Raw genomic sequence first — 20972 nt, 5'->3', positions numbered from 1 at the left:
AGTGCGGATTTGCTACCGCTTTCACAACACCTCTGCGTCTTTTTTTAAAACAGTTGCAATTGACTTCGACTGAGTGGCTCCTCATGTTTATTTATTTAAAAACGCAACGTGTATTATCTATTTTTTCATGGTGGAGCATATTGGGTCTGATATTCATGTTTTCGGCTATAGTGAGTGCGCGGAACACAGAGGAAAATTTAATGAAGATAAATATCATACTTAACGATAAAACCCTTACCGCGACCCTGAATAACTCCCCAGCGAGCCGCGAATTTGCGGCCTTATTACCGCTTACGTTGCAGCTAAAAGATTACGCCAGGGAGGAGAAAATAAGTGACTTACCTTCCCGGTTGACCACCGAAGGTTCACCCGAAGGAGCGACAGCAAAAAAAGGTGATATAACCCTTTATGCCCCATGGGGAAATCTGGCCATATTTTATAAAGCCCATAGCTATGTGACAGGCTTAATTAAACTTGGGCAATTAGATGAGCCCGACGCATTGCCCGTCCACCCCGATGCCTACAGCGCCAGATTTGAACTGTTGAGGGAATAATCGTCACTCGGCGAGAGAACATGAATGATAAGCAGAACATTTCTGGCGATTCTTTCTCTGTTATTGATGAGCGGATGCGTTTCCCAAACCACGCAAAACAGGAGTTTGAAAATGACACTAAAAGATACACATGGCGCTGTGGCTGAAGTCGCACCCGCTATGGCTGCGTATGCTGAACGATTTATTGAAAAGGATCTCTGGAATCGTCCGGAGTTGTCACGTCGCGACCGCAGCCTGGTCACGGTTGCAGCGCTCATCAGCCGTAATGATACGTCTGAGCTTCCGCACTACCTTAACGTGGCGCTGGATAGCGGCGTGAAGCCTGCTGAAATCTCCGAGGTCATTACCCACTTGGCATTTTATGCTGGCTGGCCAAACGCCACCTCTGCGGCACTGGTTGTGCGTAATGTATTTGCACAACGCCATATCGATACGGCTTCCCTGCCAGGGGATAAAGTGGATTTCCTGCCTCTTGATAAAACGTCGGAAAACCAACGTGCCACAATGGTTGAGTCAAACTTTGGCAAGGTATCACCGGGGGTCGTGAAATACACCACGGATGCTCTATTCCTTAATCTGTGGCTACGGCCGGGCCTGGCACCACGGGACCGAAGCCTGATAACCGTCAGCGCACTGGTTACCGCCGGACAAGTGGCGCAAGTGCCGTATCACCTTAATCGGGCGATGGGTAATGGTTTGACCCAGACTCAGGCCTCAGAGATCTTGACACAGCTGGCCTTTGTGGCGGGTTGGCCAAACATTTTCTCGGCATTACCCGTATTTAAAGAGGTATTTACAGGCAGGAATCACGCCTGACGGATGACGATTCGCAAAAGCCAGGATCTGAACAGATGCTGGCTTTTTTTCTGCGCAGAAAGCGGGGCGTGCATCTGCCGGGGCCTGTTCAGGGATGTTTATAATGGCGCAGCGCGTCAATAACAAGCTGGAAAGCTTTCGAGTGATTTCTGTTTTCCGGATAGTAAAGGTAATAACCATCCCAGTAAGGACACCAGTCTTCAAGGACGCTAATCAGTTCGCCGCGGGCGAGCTGTTTCTCTGCTATATCACGGGGAACATGTGCCAGCCCATATCCTTCTATGGCGGCCTGCAAATTCTGATAGATACGACTAAACACAAGCTGACCGCTGACCTTGACGTTCAGGCTCTTTCCTTCTTTTTCGAACTCCCAGACATACAAATTACCGTGGGTGGGAAAACGAAGATTGATGCAGTTGTGATCAATAAGATCGTTAGGATGCTGCGGGTAAGGGTGGCGGGAAAAATAGTCAGGAGAACCGACGACAGCAAAGCGCACATCCGGGCCGATACGCACGGAGATCATGCCATTAGATATTTGTTCACCGAGCCGCGTTCCTGCATCAAAGCGGCCGGAGACAATATCCGTCAGCGCATAGTCATCAATCAGCTCCAGAGTAATATCCGGGTATTCCTTGAGCAGCGGCTCAAGCTTGGGCCATATGACAGAGCCGATCGCATAATCTGACGTTGATATACGTACCGTACCGGCGGCTTTACTGTTGAGGTCCTTCAGTGACTGTAATCGCCCCTGGATCCCATCGATATAAGGGCCGAGGTCATCGATCATTAATTGCCCTATATCGGTCAACGAAATGCTGCGTGTGGTGCGGGTCAGAAGTTTCATCCCAAGACGGGATTCGAGGGTTCGAATGGTATGGCTGAGGGCTGATTGTGAAACGCCTAAATGTGCCGCTGCCTTGGTAAAGCTCTTTTCACGCGCGACGACTATAAACGCCATTAAATCATTAAGGTTTTCCCGTGCCAACCTGCCCCCCTTACTGCCAAAAGAAAGTGATGGAGTAGTGTAGCGTAATGCATAGCGAAGGGGCACTTAATGGATAGGTAATTTACGGCGTTAAGCTGGTCGATTTTCTGGGGCGTAATTTATGAAAATCGTGCATAAGTCATATCAGATTTCGCGCCTTACTCATGTCTGTCTTTTTATTCTAGAATGATTATTCAGGTATGGCAGAGGAATTCAAAAGTGAATTATTCATTATTAAACAATAACCTGAAAATGCCGATGGCAGGTTTTGGTGTTTTTCAGGTAACAGATAAAGAAGAATGTAAACAGTCAGTATTGACTGCTATTCGTACTGGCTATCGCCTTATCGATACCGCAGCAGTTTACGGTAATGAAGATGCCGTTGGTGACGCAGTGCGCGAGGCTATTGCCAAAGGGTTATGTAGCCGAGAAGAGCTATTTATTACCTCAAAACTATGGGTACAGGACATGGCCAGTTACGATATGGCCAAAGCAGGGATTGAAGCGTCGTTAGAAAAATCAGGGCTGGAATATTTTGACCTTTATTTACTGCATCAGGCCATGCGTGATTACTTCAGCGCGTGGCGAGCGCTGGAAGATGCCTATGATGCCGGTAAGCTTAAGGCGATTGGGGTGTCCAATTTCTATGCTCACGTATTAGCAAATTTCTGCGAAACCGTCAGGATCAGGCCAATGGTGAATCAGGTTGAATTGCATCCTTACTTTGCGCAGCCTGCTGCACTTGAAACCATGAAGTATTACAACGTTCAGCCGGAAGCATGGGCACCCTTAGGCGGCGGAAGGCATAAGCCCTATGAAAATGAAATGCTGCAGCGAATTGCTGATACTCACAAAAAAACAGTTGCTCAGATTGTCCTGCGCTGGAATGTGCAGCGCGGTGTCACTGTTATCCCTAAATCCACCCGTCAGGAACGTATTGAAGAGAACTTTGCCATCTGGGATTTCTCATTGACTGAGAGCGAAATGGCGCAAATCAGCTCACTCGATTTAGGCTACGTTGGTGATGCCGTGAAACACTTCAATCCGGAATTTGTGCGTGGCTGTCTTGGTGTGAAAATTCACGATCGCTAATGCTGATATTGGTATTGAGCCTTCAATAATGAAGGCTCAATACGACTTCTTTCTATTGCAGATTTTTTTCTTTCAGGAACTGACTCACCAAATCAGCAATCTGCACATTATTTAAATCAGAGAACGGGAAGTGGGTATTCCCTTTGATTCCCACTTCAGGCAGATGCGTCACCGTCACATCCCCGCCATGCTTGTTCACCACATCACGCCATTCGCGAGCCATCGCCAGACGTACGCGCCAGCTGTCCTGCGCGGGCATGGCGACAGGTTTATCCGGAATGTTATCGCCGTAAATAATCAGAATTGGGATTTTGGTTAGCGCCATAAACTGCGCCATTGGCACAGGTTCACCTTTCAGCGTGTCGAACGCGCTTGGCATCGGGGCAGGGAGTTCTTTTTCAGGGAAGACAAAGCTGCTGCCAGGCTCAAAGGCGACAATGGCTTTGACCTTGTCGTTTTTCATCGCCGTGTACCAGCCTGGTCCACCGCCCTGAGAGTAGGTGAAGAGGATAGCCGGGCCGGATTTGTCCACGACGGCGGACATCGCATCAGAGATGACATTGATATTAAACGGCCCTGTATTTGGGGTCATCTGACGGAAATACTGGTTCAACGCTTCTTTGTCGTGAGAGAACTGAACGCCTTTAAAATACTCTGGCCACACGCCAACGCGGAACTGGTTGAACCACATCTGTTCATCAGGTTTAGGTGTAACGTAAAAAAACAGGTCGCGGGTTTGTATGCCCAGCGTCTCGCCGAGCAGGGCTACATCTTAATTACCGCCGATGCGGCCATGCTGGATGTTCCGTTATTGTACTCACTCAAAATGAAGATGGAAGAATGTTGTACTCATCCATGTACTCATTTTTGACAGCGTTGTTACGAGATGATTTGAGACATTATGAAATGAAAAATCCACGCAATTGCGTGGATTTTATAGATTTTTACCGTTGTCATGAGGTTAAGAGAAACCTCACGAGACAACAAATTTTATTTAGACGTTAAACAGGAAGTTCATTACGTCGCCATCTTTAACGATGTAGTCTTTACCTTCTGCACGCATCTTGCCGGCTTCTTTCGCGCCTTGTTCACCTTTATAGGTGATGAAATCTTCAAACGCGATGGTTTGCGCGCGGATAAAGCCTTTCTCGAAGTCGGTGTGGATTTTACCCGCCGCCTGTGGAGCCGTTGCGCCGACAGGGATGGTCCATGCGCGGACTTCTTTCACGCCAGCGGTGAAGTAGGTCTGCAGGTTCAGCAATTCGTAACCTGCGCGGATCACGCGGTTCAGACCTGGCTCTTCCAGACCCAGCTCCGCCATAAATTCTTCACGGTCGGCATCATCGAGTTCTGCGATGTCGGCTTCAACGGCGGCACATACGGCTACCACAACAGACCCTTCGGCTGCCGCAATTTCGCGCACTTTATCGAGGTACGGGTTATTTTCAAAACCATCTTCGTTGACGTTGGCGATATACATGGTTGGCTTCAGCGTCAGGAAGCTCAGGTATTTGATGGCCGCTTTATCTTCGTCGGTCAGGTTTTTCAGCGCGCGCAGCATGCCGGCGTTTTCCAGCTGTGGCAGACATTTTTCCAGCGCAGCCAGTTCCGCTTTCGCGTCTTTGTCGCCGCCTTTGGCCTTCTTCTGTACGCGATGGATAGCGCGTTCACAGGTATCCAGATCAGACAGCGCCAGTTCGGTATTGATAACTTCAATGTCGTCAGCCGGATCCACTTTGTTATTAACGTGGATGATGTTGTCGTTTTCAAAGCAGCGAACCACGTGGCCGATAGCTTCGGTTTCACGGATGTTGGTCAGGAACTGGTTACCCAGACCTTCACCTTTGGACGCGCCTTTTACCAGACCAGCAATGTCGACGAATTCCATCGTGGTTGGCAGGATACGCTGTGGTTTGACGATTTCGGCCAGCTGATCCAGACGCGGATCGGGCATCGGGACAACACCGGTGTTCGGCTCGATAGTACAGAACGGGAAGTTTGCCGCTTCAATACCCGCTTTTGTGAGCGCGTTGAACAGGGTGGATTTGCCTACGTTTGGCAAACCGACGATACCGCATTTGAATCCCATGTTTAAATCACCTTAATCTTTTGATATTCAACCTGTTATGGAAAACAGATTGTAGAAAAGTAAATAACTCTGCCTATTATACACAGCACGCGACAAAAATGCCGCACATCGCTGCTTATTGCGCTTTAAAGGTATGTAACCGGCTCGTTGCTTTGGTCAGGCCATCTTTGAATAAAATCTCGGTACAACGTGCTGCTTCGTCAATCGCTTCATCAATTAACTTCTGTTCTGAAACAGGCGGTTTGCCCAAAACAAATCCAACAACTTTATTTTTATCGCCCGGATGACCAATTCCAACGCGTAAACGGTGAAAGTTAGGGTTATTACCTAACTTACTGATAATGTCTTTCAGGCCATTATGTCCGCCATGACCGCCGCCAAGCTTAAATTTGGCCACGCCAGGCGGCAGGTCTAACTCGTCGTGTGCAACCAAAATTTCATCGGGGTTGATACGATAAAAACTGGCCATCGCGCCAACGGCTTTGCCGCTCAGATTCATAAAGGTGGTCGGCACCAGCAGACGAACATCTTCCCCTTCGAGCGTTACTCTGGATGTGTAGCCGAAGAATTTCGGCTCATCGCGCAGGGGAGCGCGTAATCTCTCTGCCAGTAGATCGACATACCATGCGCCTGCGTTGTGTCGTGTTGCCGCATACTCTGCGCCGGGGTTCGCCAGACCGACAATCAATTTAATCGTCACGTGTTTTGTCCTGAGTGTTTCCATAAACGACGTGTAGTTTACTGTCTGGCGCTGCGGTTGACAAAAAACTGCGTGCTTAACGCCAAAAACTGAATAATTGCACGCATCGACTATTAGAAAATGAGTATGTTCAGTAGCTTAATTGTAAAGTTTTGTTGCTTGAGTGTTTGTAATTGTGATCGCTCCCGCACTTGCAAACGGCAGTGTTGTCTATACTTTACACATAAGGATTAGGGGTATTCCCTGTAACAACCCAAAGTTCCGGAGGTGACACATGAAACGCAAAAACGCTTCGTTACTCGGTAACGTGCTCATGGCTTTAGGGTTGGTGGTGATGGTCGGTGGTGTCGGTTACTCTATTTTAAACCAACTGCCACAATTTAATCTGCCACAGTTTTTCGCACATGGTGCCGTGCTCAGTATTTTTGTTGGTGGTGTTCTGTGGTTGGCAGGTGCCAGAGTGGGTGGCCATGAACAAATCAGTGACCGTTACTGGTGGGTGCGCCACTATGACAAACGCTGCCGTCGCGGTGATACCAATCATCGTCATAACTAAATAAGTGCTGCGCTTTGAACACAAAGCCCTGGTTGAATACCAGGGCTCTGCTTGTTCATTATGCTTGCATTAAACGCACTTCTACGCGTTACGATATAAAAGAAACATTATTCGAATAAACGATAATGTAACGTTTTAACCGCGCTATCCGCAGCGTCAGCCGGCAGCAAGATGCACAGGTTGTCGTTTGACGCCCCATGGCAAATCATGCGTACCGTATGCTCTTCAAGCCAGGCAAAAACGTCTTTGCAAACCCCCGTAGCCTGAGTCAGCTGATTCCCCACCAAAGTGACTAATGCCAGTCCGGTTTCCACTTCCACACGACAGTGGGAGGACAATGCGGTAAACAATGCCGTGGTCAGCACATGGTCTTCACCTGAGGTTGCATGAGTGGCGTCCAGCGCCAGCGCAATACAATTCTCTGAGGTTGTGACTAAATCTACCGTAACCGCGTGGTGAGATAAAATGGTGAAGACCTGCGCCAGGAAAGAACAGGACGGTTGTGTGTCCAGACTATGTAATCGCAACAGCGTCTGTTTACGGCGCACGGCAAGCGCACGGTAGCGCGGTGGGTTATCGGTGGTGTTGTGCACCAGCGTACCACCAGCAGCAATATCTTTACTTGAGCCAACAAAGACCGGAATGCTTTTACGCATTGCCGGCAGTAGCGTTGCCGGGTGGAGCACTTTTGCACCGTAAGCCGCCATGTTGCTGGCTTCGGAAAACGAGATGTGGTCGATTCGTTTGGCCCGCGGCGCAATGCGTGGGTCGGTGGTGTAGATCCCTGCGACATCGGTCCAGATGTCTACGCGTGCGGCGTGAAGCGCTTCACCGAGAAGCGTTGCCGTGTAATCACTTCCGCCGCGCCCAAGCGTTGTGGTGTGTCCGGCAGCATCGCGGCCAATAAACCCCTGAGTCACCATAATCGCTTGCTCAAGACGAGGGAGCAGGTGAGTCTCCACCTGGTGGTGCAGGGTACTGAGTTCGGGTTCGGCGCAGCCGAAGTTCGAGTTAGTACGCATCACGCTACGAGCGTCAAACCATCCAGCTTCGGCGTGACGTTCACGTAATACTTCAGTAAACAGCAAAGAGGACATCAACTCGCCGTGGCTGACCAATTCATCGCTTAGGGCATCGGACGGTGAGATCGTCGCCGTTTGTGCAAGATGACGGATGTTGTTGAGAAGATTATCGATTTCCGTGCTGATAACGGACGGCTGCTTCAGGCGGGAAATAATGTTGTATTGGATGGCGCGTAAGGTCTCAAGCTTATCTAATTGTTGATGCGTTTCCAGACCTTCAGAAAGCTCGACCAGTAAGTTTGTGACGCCTGCGGAGGCAGACAGTACGACTAAACGGACATCGTGATCAGCAAGGACAATGCTGGCGCTTCGGTTCATCGCATCAAAATCAGCGACGCTGGTGCCGCCAAATTTGGCAACGACGGATGGTGGATAAATGCGAGTCATAACAATCTCATATCAGGGCGCCATAAAAGTATGGCTAGAAAATTTTCATTCTCGGCATAAGGGAACGACGTTCACCTTACGAAATGTCCGCCCGCGAACATTTCTGCTGACAACCCAGGGAATACCTGTTGTCGATAACGTGTGTCGCCTGTACGCGTTATCGGGTGCTGCGCATTAATTTTATCTACATAGCCTGCAAATAAGCGCGCCATACTAAGTGATTTATATTTAGGGATCGACTTTTTTATTCGATTTATCGATAAATAAGTGGAAAATCATGTCGTAACAAGAAACTGCGTGCATTATTAATGGTAAAAACGTGTAAAAAATTAATAAAAACATGAAAACCCCATGGTTTTTATTACATTGTCTGCGTTGCAATTGGCTACGATATTGTTAATTAAATAGCTATATTTCTTTAGGATTTAGTAATGGTGAGTGGCTGTTACATTCTGAATTTTAAGGGAAAAGTGCCATTTTTAAGTATCAAAAAATAAATGATTGAGTCCTAAGCTAAAACAACATATATTAGCCGCGCTTTTTTACAGGTAATCCTTATAACCATTTATTCAATCAGGCGTTGATCTACACCTGGTTGTAGGAGTGATATGATGACGGATAAAGTCCGTATTGATACTTTAAGTGCTAATTCATTACCACAGAGCAATGATACCTTTTTAGCAAGACAGGCTGAGTTTGAATCTAATGTCCGCAGCTATCCACGTAAACTGCCATTAGCGATTGCTAAAGCGCAGGGCGTCTGGATTACTGACGTAGAAAATAATCAATATCTTGATTGCCTGGCAGGTGCCGGAACCCTGGCGCTTGGTCATAACCATCCTGAAGTGCTGCAGAGCATTCAAAGTGTCATCACAAGCGGCTTACCGTTACATACGCTTGACCTTACCACGCCGTTAAAAGATGAATTCTCATCTTATTTACTTTCTTTATTACCGGGCCAGGGCAAAGAATATTGCCTGCAGTTCACCGGGCCGTCCGGCGCCGATGCCGTTGAAGCCGCGCTGAAGCTGGCGAAGAAAGTCACCGGCCGTTCCAGCATCATCAGCTTCTCCGGTGGCTACCACGGGATGACCCACGGCGCGCTGTCCGTGACCGGCAACCTTTCGCCGAAAGAAGCGGTTAGCAACATGATGGCGGAAGTGCAGTTTATGCCGTATCCGCACCAGTACCGTTGCCCGCTGGGTATCGGCGGCGAGGCTGGCGTTAAAGCATTGACCTATTATTTCGAAAACCTGATCAACGACGTTGAGAGCGGCGTTCGTAAACCGGCTGCTGTGATCCTCGAAGCGGTGCAGGGTGAGGGCGGTGTGAACCCGGCTCCGGTTGAGTGGTTGCAGCGCATTCGTAAAGTGACCCAGGAACACGGCATTCTGCTGATCATCGATGAAGTTCAGGCTGGCTTCGCCCGTACCGGTAAACTGTTCGCCTTCGAACATGCCGGTATTGAGCCAGATATCATCGTGATGTCCAAAGCGGTTGGCGGCGGTCTGCCACTGGCGGTACTGGGCATTAAAAAGCAGTTCGATGCGTGGTCTCCGGGCCACCACACCGGCACCTTCCGTGGCAACCAACTGGCGATGGCTACCGGTCTGACAACGCTGAAGATCCTCAAAGACGACAAGATTGCCGATAAAGTTGCCGCCCAGGGCGAGTGGCTGAAAGGCAAACTGGCTGACCTGCAGAAACGCTACCCGGTTATCGGCCAGGTGCGTGGTCTGGGTCTGATGATCGGTCTGGAAATCGTAAAACCGAATGAAGCGCAGGATCACATGGGTTGCTACCCAGCCGATGGCGAGCTGTCCGCGTTGCTGCAGAAAAAATGCTTCGAAAACGGGCTGATTCTGGAGCGTGGTGGCCGCAACGGTTGCGTCCTGCGTTTGCTGCCGTCTCTGCTTATCACCAACGCTGAGCTGGAAATTTTCCTCGATAAATTCGAAAACGCCCTGCTGGGCGCTGGCGTGAAGCCGGTTTAAACGGAGTTGGATCGAATGTCAGACGTAAACCCGATTCTGTCCGGCTCGGCGCAAAGTATCGCCGCCTATCAGGACGCTATCGAGCAGAGTACGCAAGCGGTCGTTGAATGGTTGAAGCAGCCTGAGATGTATCAGGGTAAAACCGTTGAGCAACTGCGTGAACGTATCAACCTGAATTTTACGTCTCAGGGCCTGGGCAACCAGGCCGCTATTGAGCGTGCGGTTGAATACTTTCTGAAAGACAGCCTGTTGGTTCACCATGCGCAGTGCGTGGCGCATCTGCACTGCCCAAGCCTGGTGATTAGCCAGGCGGCGGAAGTGCTGATCAACGCCACCAACCAGAGTATGGACTCCTGGGACCAGAGCCCGTCGGCTACCATCATTGAGATCAAGCTGATCGAATGGCTGCGTGAACAGGTAGGCTATGCGGCTGGCGACGCGGGCGTATTCACCAGCGGTGGCACCCAGAGTAACCTGATGGGCCTGATGCTGGCGCGTGATGCTTTCTTCGCTCGCCAGGGGCATTCCATTCAGCAGGATGGTCTGACCGGCGATCTGAGCAAAATCAAAGTGTTCTGCTCTGAAAGCGCGCACTTCTCTGTGCAGAAGAATATGGCGCTGATGGGGCTGGGCTACCGCTCCGTCACCCAGGTGAAGACCGATGCGTTTTCACGTATGGATCTGGCTGACCTGAAAGATAAGCTGGCTCAGGCGAAAGCCAACGGCGAGCAGGTTATGGCGATTGTGGCGACTGCCGGTACTACCGATGCGGGTGCAATCGATCCGTTAGCGGACATTGCGGCGCTGGCAGCAGAACACCAGATCTGGATGCACGTGGATGCGGCATGGGGCGGGGCGTTACTGCTTTCTGAGAAGTACCGTGACTTCCTGAATGGTCTTGAGCTGGCGGATTCCGTGACTCTGGATTTCCACAAGCAGTTCTTCCAGACCATCAGCTGCGGTGCGTTTCTGTTAAAAGACGCACGTCACTATGAGCTGATGCGTTATCAGGCGGCCTACCTGAACTCTGATTTCGATGAAGAGGCTGGCGTGCCAAACCTGGTGTCGAAGTCGCTGCAGACCACGCGTCGTTTCGATGCGCTGAAGCTGTGGATGGGCCTCGAAGCGCTGGGCAAAAAGCAGTATGCCGAAATCATTGATAACGGCGTAACGCTGGCGCGGGATGTTGCTGAGTTTGTCAAAACCCAGCCGCATCTGGAACTGGTGATGGAGCCGCAGCTGGCAAGCGTGCTGTTCCGCTTCCGCCCGCAAAGTGACGACATGGCCTTCGTTGCGCTGCTGAACCAGCGTATTGGTGACGTTCTGCTGGCTTCCGGTAGCGCCAACGTCGGCGTGACCGAAGCAGATGGCGTCACCTGCCTGAAGCTGACGCTGCTAAACCCTACCGTGTGCCTGGAGGATGTCAAAGTTCTGCTGGCGAGCGTGAAGGCAACGGCTGAGCAATTGCTGAAAGCGTAAGCAATAAGCTTGTTATAAAAATGGCTCCCACACGCGGGAGCCATTTTTTTTGCCTGTAATCTGTAACGGGTCGGGCTACGGTTAGATGATGTCCGCCAGCGCGGCGTCTTTATTCGGGAAGAATGTCAGACGTCCGGCAATTGGCTGAATGCCTGCGCGCGCCATGGTACGTAGCGGCTGGAACTCCAGATTACTGATACGTAATTCACAACCTTCCGGCAGCCGTTTTACAAAACGCTGGAAAGCATCCAGACCACCGGCATCCAGTACCGGGACCGCGTCCCACTTCAGGACCACAATGCGTTTGCCGGCAATACGCGATTCGAGATCGGTAAATAATCCTTCCGCAGCGGCAAAGAACAATGGGCCAATGACGCGCAACACCAGCACATCGTCCGGCACGTCTACGTTGACCGGCGCCAGACGCGTCATGCGCGCAATACGACGCATAAACAGCAAAGAGGCGAGAACGATACCGACGCTGATGGCGATAACCATGTCGAACAGCACCGTCAGCGACATACACATCAGCATGACGATGATGTCGTCTTTCGGCGCATGACGCAGCAGATCCACCACTTTATGCGCTTCACTCATGTTCCATGCCACCATCAGCAGCAGGGCGGCCATGGCGGAAAGCGGTAACCAGGAAAGCAATGGTGCAAGCACCAACAGGGCAAGGATCACCAGAATCGCGTGAATAACCGCAGAAATTGGCGAGGTCGCCCCGGCGCGGACGTTTGCCGCAGAACGGGCAATTGCCGCCGTGGCGGTGATACCACCGAAGAATGGCGCGACGATGTTACCCAGTCCCTGACCAATCAGCTCGCTGTTAGCTTTATGTTTGGTGCCGGTCATCCCATCGAGTACGACGGCGCACAGCAGAGATTCGATCGCCCCGAGCATCGCCATTGAGAAGGCTGCCGGTAACAGCGCCTGTAATGAACTCCAGCTCAGGGTAAAATTTGACTCCGGCATATTCCACGGTAATACCAGTTGCGGCAGCAGCTGTGGGATACCATTGCCCTGTGAGCCGTCAGCCAGAATGTAGTGGAACTGAGAACCGATGGTGGCGACATGCCCGCCGGTGAGGTTCACGATCCCCATTACCGCGCAGCCTGCCAGCAGTGCAGGGAGGTGGCCCGGCAGTCGGATCCCCAGACGCGGCCAGAAAATCAGGATCCCCAGCGTCACCACGCCAATCGCGGCATCACCAACGTTGATGGTCGGCAGGGCCATAAACAGTGCACCAACTTTCTGTAAATAGTGCTCTGGCACATGGGCCATTTGCAGGCCGAGAAAATCTTTAATCTGCATGGTACCGATGGTGATACCGATACCCGATGTAAAACCTAGCGTAACGGACACCGGGATATATTCGATCAGGCGGCCAAAACGGGCGAGGCCGAAAAGGATCAGGAATATCCCGGACATCAGCGTGGCAACCAGCAGGCCTGCCAGCCCAAACTGTTGCGACACCGGATACAGAATCACCACGAAGGCGGCGGTTGGGCCAGATACGCTAAAGCGCGACCCCCCGGTAAGGGCAATAACAATCCCAGCAACGGCTGAGGTATACAGGCCGTACTGCGGCGCAACGCCACTGCCTATTGCCAGGGCCATCGCCAGCGGAATAGCAATGATCCCAACGGTAATCCCGGCGATCAGGTCACGGGTAAAGCGAGAAGCGGTATATTTTTCTTTCCAACAAGCGTCGATGAGGGCGCGGAAAGGCATCACATGTGAGGAAAATAATTTGTTCACAATAATGTTTCATCCATGAGCGCATCATCTATCTAAAAAATGATAGTTGAAGTTGGCATAAATCATACAAATAAATAAAAAGGATAAAAAAACCCGCCGCAGCGGGTTTTTGAGCCGGGCTCGATTAATGCTCGAACATGGCAGAGATGGATTCTTCGTTGCTGATACGACGAATCGCTTCGGCCAGCATACCCGACAGGGTCAATGTACGCACGTTTGGCAGTGCTTTGATTTCGTCAGTCAGTGGAATGGTGTCACAGACAACAACTTCATCAATCACTGAGTTGCGCAGGTTGTTTGCCGCATTACCTGAGAAGATCGGGTGGGTTGCGTAAGCAAATACGCGTTTTGCACCACGTTCTTTCAGTGCTTCTGCTGCTTTACACAGCGTACCGCCGGTATCGATCATGTCATCAACCAGCACGCAGTCACGACCTGCAACGTCACCAATAATGTGCATCACCTGAGAAACGTTCGCACGCGGGCGACGTTTGTCGATGATAGCCATATCGGTATCGTTCAGCAGTTTAGCGATAGCGCGGGCACGCACGACGCCACCGATATCCGGAGAAACCACAATCGGGTTGTCCAGGTTCAGCTGCAGCATGTCTTCTAACAGGATCGGGCTACCGAATACGTTATCAACCGGTACGTCGAAGAAGCCCTGGATCTGTTCAGCATGCAGGTCAACGGTGAGGACGCGGTCAACGCCAACGCTGGACAGGAAGTCAGCGACGACTTTAGCGGTAATCGGTACACGAGCGGAACGTACGCGACGATCCTGACGTGCATAGCCGAAGTAAGGAATAACGGCGGTGATACGGCCTGCGGAAGCACGGCGCAGCGCATCAACCATAACGACCAATTCCATCAGGTTGTCGTTAGTAGGGGCACAAGTGGACTGGATGATGAAAATATCACCACCGCGTACATTTTCATTAATTTGTACGCTGACTTCGCCGTCGCTAAAGCGACCTACAGCGGCGTCGCCGAGTGAAGTGTACAGGCGGTTGGCAATACGTTGTGCTAGTTCCGGGGTGGCGTTACCAGCAAAAAGCTTCATATCAGGCACGAGAAGAACCTCAGGCATGCGTCCATTGGTGGAAAGAATCTGCCGAAAACTGTGCGGGCCAGGCAGTATCCTCTCCATGCGGTGTATTAAAGAGCGCGATGCAACGTCTGGAACAGGGTGACGTTGTCACCGCAACTCAGCTTGCCCGGTTTACTCGTTATCTTTCGCGTTTCATGTGCGCTGGCATCAATTCCTCACACCAGTCACATACTTTTGTATGCTCCTGGCGATTCGTCATCTCGCCATCTTCCTGAAATTCGAATGATTTAGAGTAACGCTCTGTGCAATGGGGAGAGGTTGACACCTTTCGCCACAAAGCCTTTGAGCCATTCCGGGGCTTGCTCAAGCACCTGGCGAGCACGAGACTCAGTGTCAAATTCAGCAAAGACACAAGCCCCTGTACCTGTCAGGCGCGACGGCGCGTATTCTAACAGCCAGGAAAGCGCCGCATCAACCTCGCGAAAACGTTTTCTTGCGATAACCTCGCAATCATTGCCGAATTCACATTTTAGTAACGTTTTTATTGACCTTTTTGGCGTGTTACGCGGGAGGTCGGGATCTTTAAAAATCACCGGCGTCGGAATACTGACTCCCGGATGTGCGACCAGATACCATTTTTCCTCTGGCTCGACCGGCGTCAGAATTTCGCCAACCCCTTCGGCAAAGGCTGAATGGCCGCGAACGAACACGGGAACGTCCGCCCCCAGCGTTAAGCCGAGTGCCGCCAGTTCATCAACCGAAAGTCCGCATTGCCAGAGATGATTCAGCGCCACCAGAACGGTCGCCGCATTAGACGAACCTCCGCCAAGACCGCCGCCCATCGGCAGGCGTTTGTCGATACTGATGTCGGCGCCGCTCCCTTTAGGAAGGCGATTGCTTTCAGATGCCGCCTTCATCAGCAAACGTGCCGCACGGACAATCAGGTTATCTTCATGCGTAACGCCTTCCACCGGGGTTAACAGGCGAATTTCGCCGTCGCTACGCAGCGCGATATCTATCGTGTCGCCATAATCCAGAAACTGAAATAGCGTCTGCAGCGTGTGGTAACCGTCCGCACGCTGCCCGGTGATGTATAAAAACAGATTCAGTTTTGCCGGAGAGGGCCAATGGGTCATCATTTCACGATCCAGTTATCCATTTTCAGCTTAATACGCTGGGAGCCGTCGGACAGTTCCATGTTGGCCGGCATTGCGGGCTGCGTTTTGCTGTCGTAGGCGCTATAAACCACTTTCCAGTTTTTACCATCTTTGCTGTAGTTCACTTCACTCAGACGATATTGGTCGTCGAGTTTGTAATCGGTGGCGTCTCCCGGCAGACCAAGGATCCACTGGCGCAGGCTGTTCAAAGGAATAGGCATGCCGGTCAGTTTACCAATCATCTCCTCGGCGTCGTCGGCGGTGTAGTGTTTGCCTTTGTTATCGACAAGTTCGACGTTGCCTGGTTGCGCATTGAGTTCCAGTTCAGTGCTGCCCAGCGGGTTAGTCAGCAGGAGGCGATAGCGATCCTGCCCGGTTTGCTGCCAGAAAAAGCGGGCATACACTTTTTGTTGTTCGGAAATATAGGCAAACGCACCACGCGTCTGATATTGGTTCAGGGCGCGTACTTCCTGCTGGTGCTGGCGCCACTGCGGCGAGTCGGGGCTTTTGCCGGGGCCTTTCGGCGCGTTGAGCGTACAGGCACTAAGAACCAGGGCCGCAAGGGGCAGCAGGCGAATCAGGCGAAAATCAGGCAGGGTCATAATGATGACAAATCCTTGAGATACGTTGCAGTTATAACTCTTAATGCTAGCGCCGCCATCTGCCATCGTCTACGTTCAAGTTATCTTAAATCGCTTAAATTTGTGCACTAAGCTATTACTCCAAAAGGGGTCAGTCTCTTTTATTGACCGCACGCATCCTGTATGATGCACCCAGTCTAACCTTATCAACGCTGGTACTATTCCCGCACACATGACCCTTTTAGCGCTTGGTATTAACCATAAAACGGCACCTGTATCGCTGCGAGAACGCGTAACGTTTTCGCCGGATACGCTCGATCAGGCGCTGGACAGCCTGCTCGCGCAGCCAATGGTGCAGGGCGGGGTGGTGTTGTCGACGTGTAACCGCACGGAGCTGTATCTCAGCGTTGAAGAGCAGGATAACCTGCAAGAAGCGCTGGTTCGCTGGCTGTGCGAATACCATAACCTCAATGAAGAAGACCTGCGCAACAGCTTGTACTGGCACCAGGACAATGACGCCGTTAGTCATTTGATGCGTGTTGCCAGCGGTCTGGATTCACTGGTGCTCGGGGAACCGCAAATTCTGGGGCAGGTGAAAAAAGCGTTTGCGGATTCGCAAAAAGGTCACCTCAACGCCAGTGCGCTGGAACGCATGTTCCAGAAATCATTCTCTGTCGCTAAACGTGTACGTACAGAAACTGACATCGGTGCCAGCGCCGTGTCGGTGGCGTTTGCCGCCTGTACCCTGGCGCGGCAGATATTTGAATCGCTCTCCACGGTAACCGTGCTGTTAGTGGGCGCTGGCGAAACCATTGAGCTGGTGGCGCGACATCTGCGTGAGCACAAAGTGAAGAAGATGATCATCGCCAACCGTACGCGTGAGCGTGCGCAGGTGCTGGCGGATGAAGTCGGCGCTGAGGTGATTTCACTGAGTGATATCGACGCGCGTTTGCAGGATGCCGATATTATTATCAGTTCTACCGCCAGCCCTTTGCCGATTATCGGCAAAGGCATGGTGGAGCGCGCGCTTAAAAACCGCCGTAATCAGCCTATGCTGCTGGTGGATATCGCCGTACCGCGTGACGTCGAGCCGGAAGTGGGTAAGTTGTCCAACGCCTATCTGTACAGCGTTGACGACCTGCAAAGCATCATTTCGCATAACCTGGCCCAGCGCAAAGCGGCGGCTGTGGAAGCCGAAACGATTGTGGCGCAGGAAACCAGCGAATTTATGGCTTGGCTACGTGCCCAGGGCGCAAGTGATACTATCCGCGAGTATCGCAGTCAGTCAGAACAAATCCGTGATGAACTGACCGCCAAAGCGCTGGCCGCTCTTCAACAGGGCGGTGATCCGCAAGCCATTATGCAGGATCTGGCCTGGAAACTGACCAACCGCCTGATCCATGCACCAACCAAATCACTTCAACAGGCCGCCCGTGACGGGGATAGTGAACGCCTGAATATTCTGCGCGACAGCCTCGGGCTGGAGTAGCAGCACACCAATCTTATTTTTACAGGGTGCATTTACGCCTATGAAGCCTTCTATCGTTGCCAAACTGGAAGCCCTGCATGAACGTCATGAAGAAGTTCAGGCGCTGCTCGGTGATGCGGGTACTATCGCAGACCAGGATCGCTTTCGTGCACTGTCGCGCGAATATGCGCAATTAAGCGATGTATCTCGCTGTTTTACGGACTGGCAACAGGTTCAGGAAGATATCGAGACGGCTCAGATGATGCTCGACGATCCTGAAATGCGTGAAATGGCGCAGGATGAACTGCGCGAAGCAAAAGAGAAATGCGAGCAGCTGGAACAACATCTGCAGGTTCTGCTGTTACCTAAAGATCCCGATGACGAACGCAACGCCTTCCTCGAAGTGCGTGCGGGAACCGGTGGTGACGAAGCCGCGTTGTTTGCCGGCGATCTGTTCCGCATGTACAGCCGTTACGCTGAATCCCGTCGCTGGCGGGTTGAAATCATGAGCGCCAGCGAAGGTGAACATGGTGGGTTTAAAGAGGTCATTGCCAAGATTAGCGGCGAAGGCGTTTACGGGCGGCTGAAATTTGAGTCCGGCGGCCATCGCGTGCAGCGCGTACCTGCAACGGAATCACAGGGTCGTATTCACACCTCTGCCTGCACGGTCGCGGTTATGCCGGAATTACCGGATGCCGAACTACCGGACATCAATCCTGCCGACCTGCGTATTGACACCTTCCGCTCATCAGGCGCAGGGGGGCAGCACGTTAACACCACCGACTCCGCAATACGTATTACCCACTTGCCGACCGGGATCGTCGTGGAATGTCAGGACGAACGTTCACAGCATAAAAACAAAGCCAAAGCGATGTCGGTGCTCGGAGCACGAATTCGAGCAGCCGAAGTGGCAAGACGTCAACAGGCGGAAGCATCTGAGCGTCGCAACCTGTTGGGTAGCGGCGATCGCAGCGATCGCAACCGTACCTATAACTTCCCGCAGGGTCGCGTGACCGATCACCGCATCAACCTGACCCTCTACCGTCTGGATGAAGCGATGGAAGGTAAACTGGATATGCTCATTGAGCCAATTGTCCAGGAATACCAGGCCGACCAACTGGCGGCGTTGTCCGAGCAGGATTAATGGATTATCAGCACTGGCTGCGTGAAGCGATAAGCCAATTACAGGCAAGCGAAAGCCCGCGCCGTGACGCCGAGATTTTACTCGAGTTTGTTACCGGTAAGGGGCGCACCTTTATTCTGGCTTTCGGCGAAACGGTGTTAACCGAGGCGCAGCGTCAACAGCTCGACACATTGCTGGAGCGCCGTCAGCGGGGCGAACCTGTGGCGCATTTAACCGGCGTGCGCGAGTTCTGGTCGCTGCCGTTGTTTGTGTCTGCGGCCACGCTTATCCCTCGACCGGATACCGAGTGTCTGGTGGAGCAGGCGCTGGCTCGCCTGCCGGCCTCAGCGTGTCATATTCTCGATTTGGGAACCGGCACAGGTGCCATTGCGTTGGCGCTGGCAAGCGAGCGTCCGGATTGTGCGGTGACGGCTGTTGACCGCATGCCGGATGCCGTGGCGCTGGCAATCCGCAATAAACAGCATCTGGGCATCGACAATGTTTGCGTGCTGCAAAGCAACTGGTTCAGTGCATTGCAGGGACAGCAGTTTGACATGATTGTCAGCAATCCGCCGTATATCGACGAACAGGATCCGCATCTGGCGCAAGGCGATGTCCGCTTTGAGCCGCTGTCGGCACTGGTGGCGGGCGAGCAGGGGCTGGCGGATATCGTGCATATCATTGACCACTCTCAGCATGTGCTAACGCCCGGCGGCTATCTGTTGCTTGAACATGGCTGGCAGCAGGGACCGGCAGTCCGCGACGCCTTTATTCGGGCGGGTTACCAGGCGGTCGAAACCTGCCGTGACTATGGCGGCAACGAGCGAATTACGCTTGGGCGTATCCCATCATGAGTACCTTCAGTGTGTTACTCAACGTTCATCTCATTAGCATCGCGCTTTCCGTTGGTCTGTTGACGCTGCGTTTTTGGTGGCGTTACACCGACTCGCGTCTTGCCCGCGCGCGCTGGACGCGTATTGTGCCGCCGGTGGTGGATACCATTTTATTACTCAGCGGCGTGGCGTTAATGGTTAAAGCGCACATCCTGCCATTCACTGAGCACGGGACATGGCTGACTGAAAAGCTGTTTGGGGTTATCATTTACATCGTTTTGGGTTTTATTGCGCTCGATTATCGTCGGGCGCGCAGTCAGCAGGCGCGATTAGTCGCATTTCCGCTGGCGCTGGTGGTGCTGTACATCATCATTAAACTCGCCACCACAAAAATACCGTTACTGGGGTAAGTCATGAGGTCGTTAGCTGATTTCGAATTTAATAAAGCGCCATTGTGTGATGGGATGATCCTGGCGTCGGAGTCTATCCGTCTGGATTTTCCAACACAAACTGTCTATGACGAACTGGAACGTCTGGTCAGTCTGGCGCAAGAAGAAATTAGCCAGCTCCTGTCTCAGGATGAGCAACTGGAAAAACTGCTGGCACTTTTTTACGGCGAATGGGGGTTTACGGATACCCACGGCGTCTATCGTCTTTCTGATGCACTATGGCTTGACCAGGTACTGAAAAATCGTCAGGGCAGCGCCGTGTCGCTGGGAGCGATCTTATTGTGGATTGCCAACCGACTGGAACTGCCGTTGGTACCGGTGATTTTCCCGACACAACTGATCCTGCGTATTGAATCGCTCGATGGTGAAATGTGGCTAATCAATCCGTTCAATGGCGAAACGTTAAATGAGCACACGCTGGAAGTGTGGCTGAAGGGGAATATCAGCCCGGTTGCAGAGCTGTTTAACGAAGATCTGGATGAAGCGGACAACGCGGAAGTGATCCGTAAACTGCTCGATACGCTGAAATCATCACTAATGGAAGAGCGACAAATGGAGCTGGCGCTGCGTGCCAGTGAAGCACTATTACAGTTTAATCCTGAAGATCCGTATGAAATACGCGATCGCGGATTGATCTACGCGCAGCTCGAATGTGAACATGTTGCGCTGACAGATTTAAGTTATTTCGTTGAACAGTGTCCGGAAGACCCGATCAGCGAAATGATTCGTGCGCAGATTAATACTATTTCGCACAAACAAATTGTATTGCATTGATTAATGACACTTTACCTACCGTTTAAGGCGATCCT

Annotated in this window: 19 protein-coding genes and 1 pseudogene; 11 read left to right on the top strand and 9 right to left on the bottom strand. The window is 51.8% G+C overall.

The features are described 5' to 3' along the window. Positions 1-200: 200 nt before the first annotated feature. Both E1B03_RS15015 and E1B03_RS15010 read left to right on the top strand, forming a co-directional pair. Positions 201-554 carry a cyclophilin-like fold protein gene (locus tag E1B03_RS15015; RefSeq protein ID WP_103770796.1) on the top strand — a complete coding sequence of 118 codons (354 nt, stop codon included), beginning with the start codon at positions 201-203 and terminating at the stop codon, positions 552-554. A 24-nt stretch (positions 555-578) separates the two neighbouring features. After that, complete coding sequence (locus E1B03_RS15010) at positions 579-1370, top strand: carboxymuconolactone decarboxylase family protein (RefSeq protein WP_103770795.1); 792 nt, start codon at positions 579-581, stop codon at positions 1368-1370. Positions 1371-1458: 88 nt separating this feature from the next. Here E1B03_RS15010 and E1B03_RS15005 read toward each other — a convergent pair whose 3' ends face one another. After that, entirely contained in the window at positions 1459-2358 is a 900-nt protein-coding gene (locus E1B03_RS15005) for a LysR family transcriptional regulator (protein ID WP_103770794.1), read from the bottom strand. A 219-nt stretch (positions 2359-2577) separates the two neighbouring features. Here E1B03_RS15005 and E1B03_RS15000 point away from each other — a divergent pair, with 219 nt between their 5' ends. Next, complete coding sequence (locus E1B03_RS15000) at positions 2578-3450, top strand: aldo/keto reductase (protein WP_103770793.1); 873 nt, start codon at positions 2578-2580, stop codon at positions 3448-3450. Positions 3451-3502: 52 nt separating this feature from the next. On the opposite strand, the pseudogene E1B03_RS14995 reads toward E1B03_RS15000, so the two are convergent. The 3 genes and pseudogenes from E1B03_RS14995 to pth all read right to left on the bottom strand — a co-directional run. Beyond that, positions 3503-4165: pseudogene (locus E1B03_RS14995) on the bottom strand (alpha/beta hydrolase); the annotation flags it as partial. Positions 4166-4444: 279 nt separating this feature from the next. Next, entirely contained in the window at positions 4445-5539 is a 1095-nt protein-coding gene (ychF, locus tag E1B03_RS14985; RefSeq protein WP_103770791.1) for a redox-regulated ATPase YchF, read from the bottom strand. A 115-nt stretch (positions 5540-5654) separates the two neighbouring features. Further along, the gene (gene pth, locus E1B03_RS14980; RefSeq protein WP_016153302.1) at positions 5655-6239 is read right to left on the bottom strand and encodes an aminoacyl-tRNA hydrolase; all 585 of its coding nucleotides are present in this window, start codon (positions 6237-6239) and stop codon (positions 5655-5657) included. Positions 6240-6513: 274 nt separating this feature from the next. Between pth and ychH the strand changes: the two genes are divergently transcribed. Then, positions 6514-6795, top strand: a complete 282-nt coding sequence (ychH, locus tag E1B03_RS14975; RefSeq protein WP_003833480.1) for a stress-induced protein YchH — start codon at positions 6514-6516, stop codon at positions 6793-6795. 107 nt (positions 6796-6902) lie between these two features. Here ychH and lysC read toward each other — a convergent pair whose 3' ends face one another. After that, positions 6903-8264 (bottom strand): lysine-sensitive aspartokinase 3, encoded by a 1362-nt coding sequence (lysC, locus tag E1B03_RS14970; protein ID WP_103770790.1) that lies wholly within the window; start codon positions 8262-8264, stop codon positions 6903-6905. A 608-nt stretch (positions 8265-8872) separates the two neighbouring features. Between lysC and E1B03_RS14965 the strand changes: the two genes are divergently transcribed. Further along, positions 8873-10258 (top strand): diaminobutyrate--2-oxoglutarate transaminase, encoded by a 1386-nt coding sequence (locus E1B03_RS14965; RefSeq protein ID WP_103770789.1) that lies wholly within the window; start codon positions 8873-8875, stop codon positions 10256-10258. 15 nt (positions 10259-10273) lie between these two features. After that, positions 10274-11737 (top strand): pyridoxal phosphate-dependent decarboxylase family protein, encoded by a 1464-nt coding sequence (locus E1B03_RS14960; protein WP_103770788.1) that lies wholly within the window; start codon positions 10274-10276, stop codon positions 11735-11737. An 81-nt stretch (positions 11738-11818) separates the two neighbouring features. Here E1B03_RS14960 and dauA read toward each other — a convergent pair whose 3' ends face one another. The 4 genes from dauA to lolB all read right to left on the bottom strand — a co-directional run bounded on the left by dauA (position 11819) and on the right by lolB (position 16311). Then, positions 11819-13501 carry a C4-dicarboxylic acid transporter DauA gene (gene dauA, locus E1B03_RS14955; protein WP_103770787.1) on the bottom strand — a complete coding sequence of 561 codons (1683 nt, stop codon included), beginning with the start codon at positions 13499-13501 and terminating at the stop codon, positions 11819-11821. A 124-nt stretch (positions 13502-13625) separates the two neighbouring features. Then, entirely contained in the window at positions 13626-14573 is a 948-nt protein-coding gene (prs, locus tag E1B03_RS14950; protein WP_001518537.1) for a ribose-phosphate diphosphokinase, read from the bottom strand. A 266-nt stretch (positions 14574-14839) separates the two neighbouring features. After that, positions 14840-15691, bottom strand: coding sequence for a 4-(cytidine 5'-diphospho)-2-C-methyl-D-erythritol kinase (ispE, locus tag E1B03_RS14945; protein WP_103770786.1), 852 nt, complete (start codon positions 15689-15691; stop codon positions 14840-14842). After that, entirely contained in the window at positions 15688-16311 is a 624-nt protein-coding gene (gene lolB / locus E1B03_RS14940; RefSeq protein ID WP_103770785.1) for a lipoprotein insertase outer membrane protein LolB, read from the bottom strand. The genes ispE and lolB overlap by 4 nt, the downstream gene beginning before the upstream one ends. A 211-nt stretch (positions 16312-16522) precedes the next feature. Here lolB and hemA point away from each other — a divergent pair, with 211 nt between their 5' ends. Genes hemA through sirB1 form a run of 5 tightly spaced genes read left to right on the top strand, consistent with a single transcriptional unit; the run spans position 16523 to position 20937 of the window. Then, positions 16523-17779, top strand: a complete 1257-nt coding sequence (hemA, locus tag E1B03_RS14935; protein WP_103770784.1) for a glutamyl-tRNA reductase — start codon at positions 16523-16525, stop codon at positions 17777-17779. A gap of 40 nt (positions 17780-17819) precedes the next feature. Further along, positions 17820-18902 (top strand): peptide chain release factor 1, encoded by a 1083-nt coding sequence (gene prfA / locus E1B03_RS14930; RefSeq protein WP_003020786.1) that lies wholly within the window; start codon positions 17820-17822, stop codon positions 18900-18902. Then, a complete protein-coding gene (gene prmC / locus E1B03_RS14925; protein ID WP_133086503.1) occupies positions 18902-19735 on the top strand; it encodes a peptide chain release factor N(5)-glutamine methyltransferase in 834 nt (277 codons plus the stop codon). Before prfA ends, prmC begins: the two co-directional genes overlap by 1 nt. Then, complete coding sequence (gene sirB2 / locus E1B03_RS14920) at positions 19732-20124, top strand: invasion regulator SirB2 (RefSeq protein WP_103770782.1); 393 nt, start codon at positions 19732-19734, stop codon at positions 20122-20124. The genes prmC and sirB2 overlap by 4 nt, the downstream gene beginning before the upstream one ends. Positions 20125-20127: 3 nt before the next feature. Beyond that, positions 20128-20937: an invasion regulator SirB1 gene (gene sirB1, locus E1B03_RS14915; protein ID WP_003020775.1), complete on the top strand. Its 810-nt coding sequence runs from the start codon at positions 20128-20130 to the stop codon at positions 20935-20937. Positions 20938-20972: the final 35 nt, after the last annotated feature.

This window comes from Citrobacter arsenatis (assembly GCF_004353845.1).
Classification (GTDB): Bacteria; Pseudomonadota; Gammaproteobacteria; order Enterobacterales; family Enterobacteriaceae; genus Citrobacter; species Citrobacter arsenatis.
Note: the sequence above shows the minus strand (reverse complement) of the source record. Positions and strands in the feature narration are given on the sequence as shown.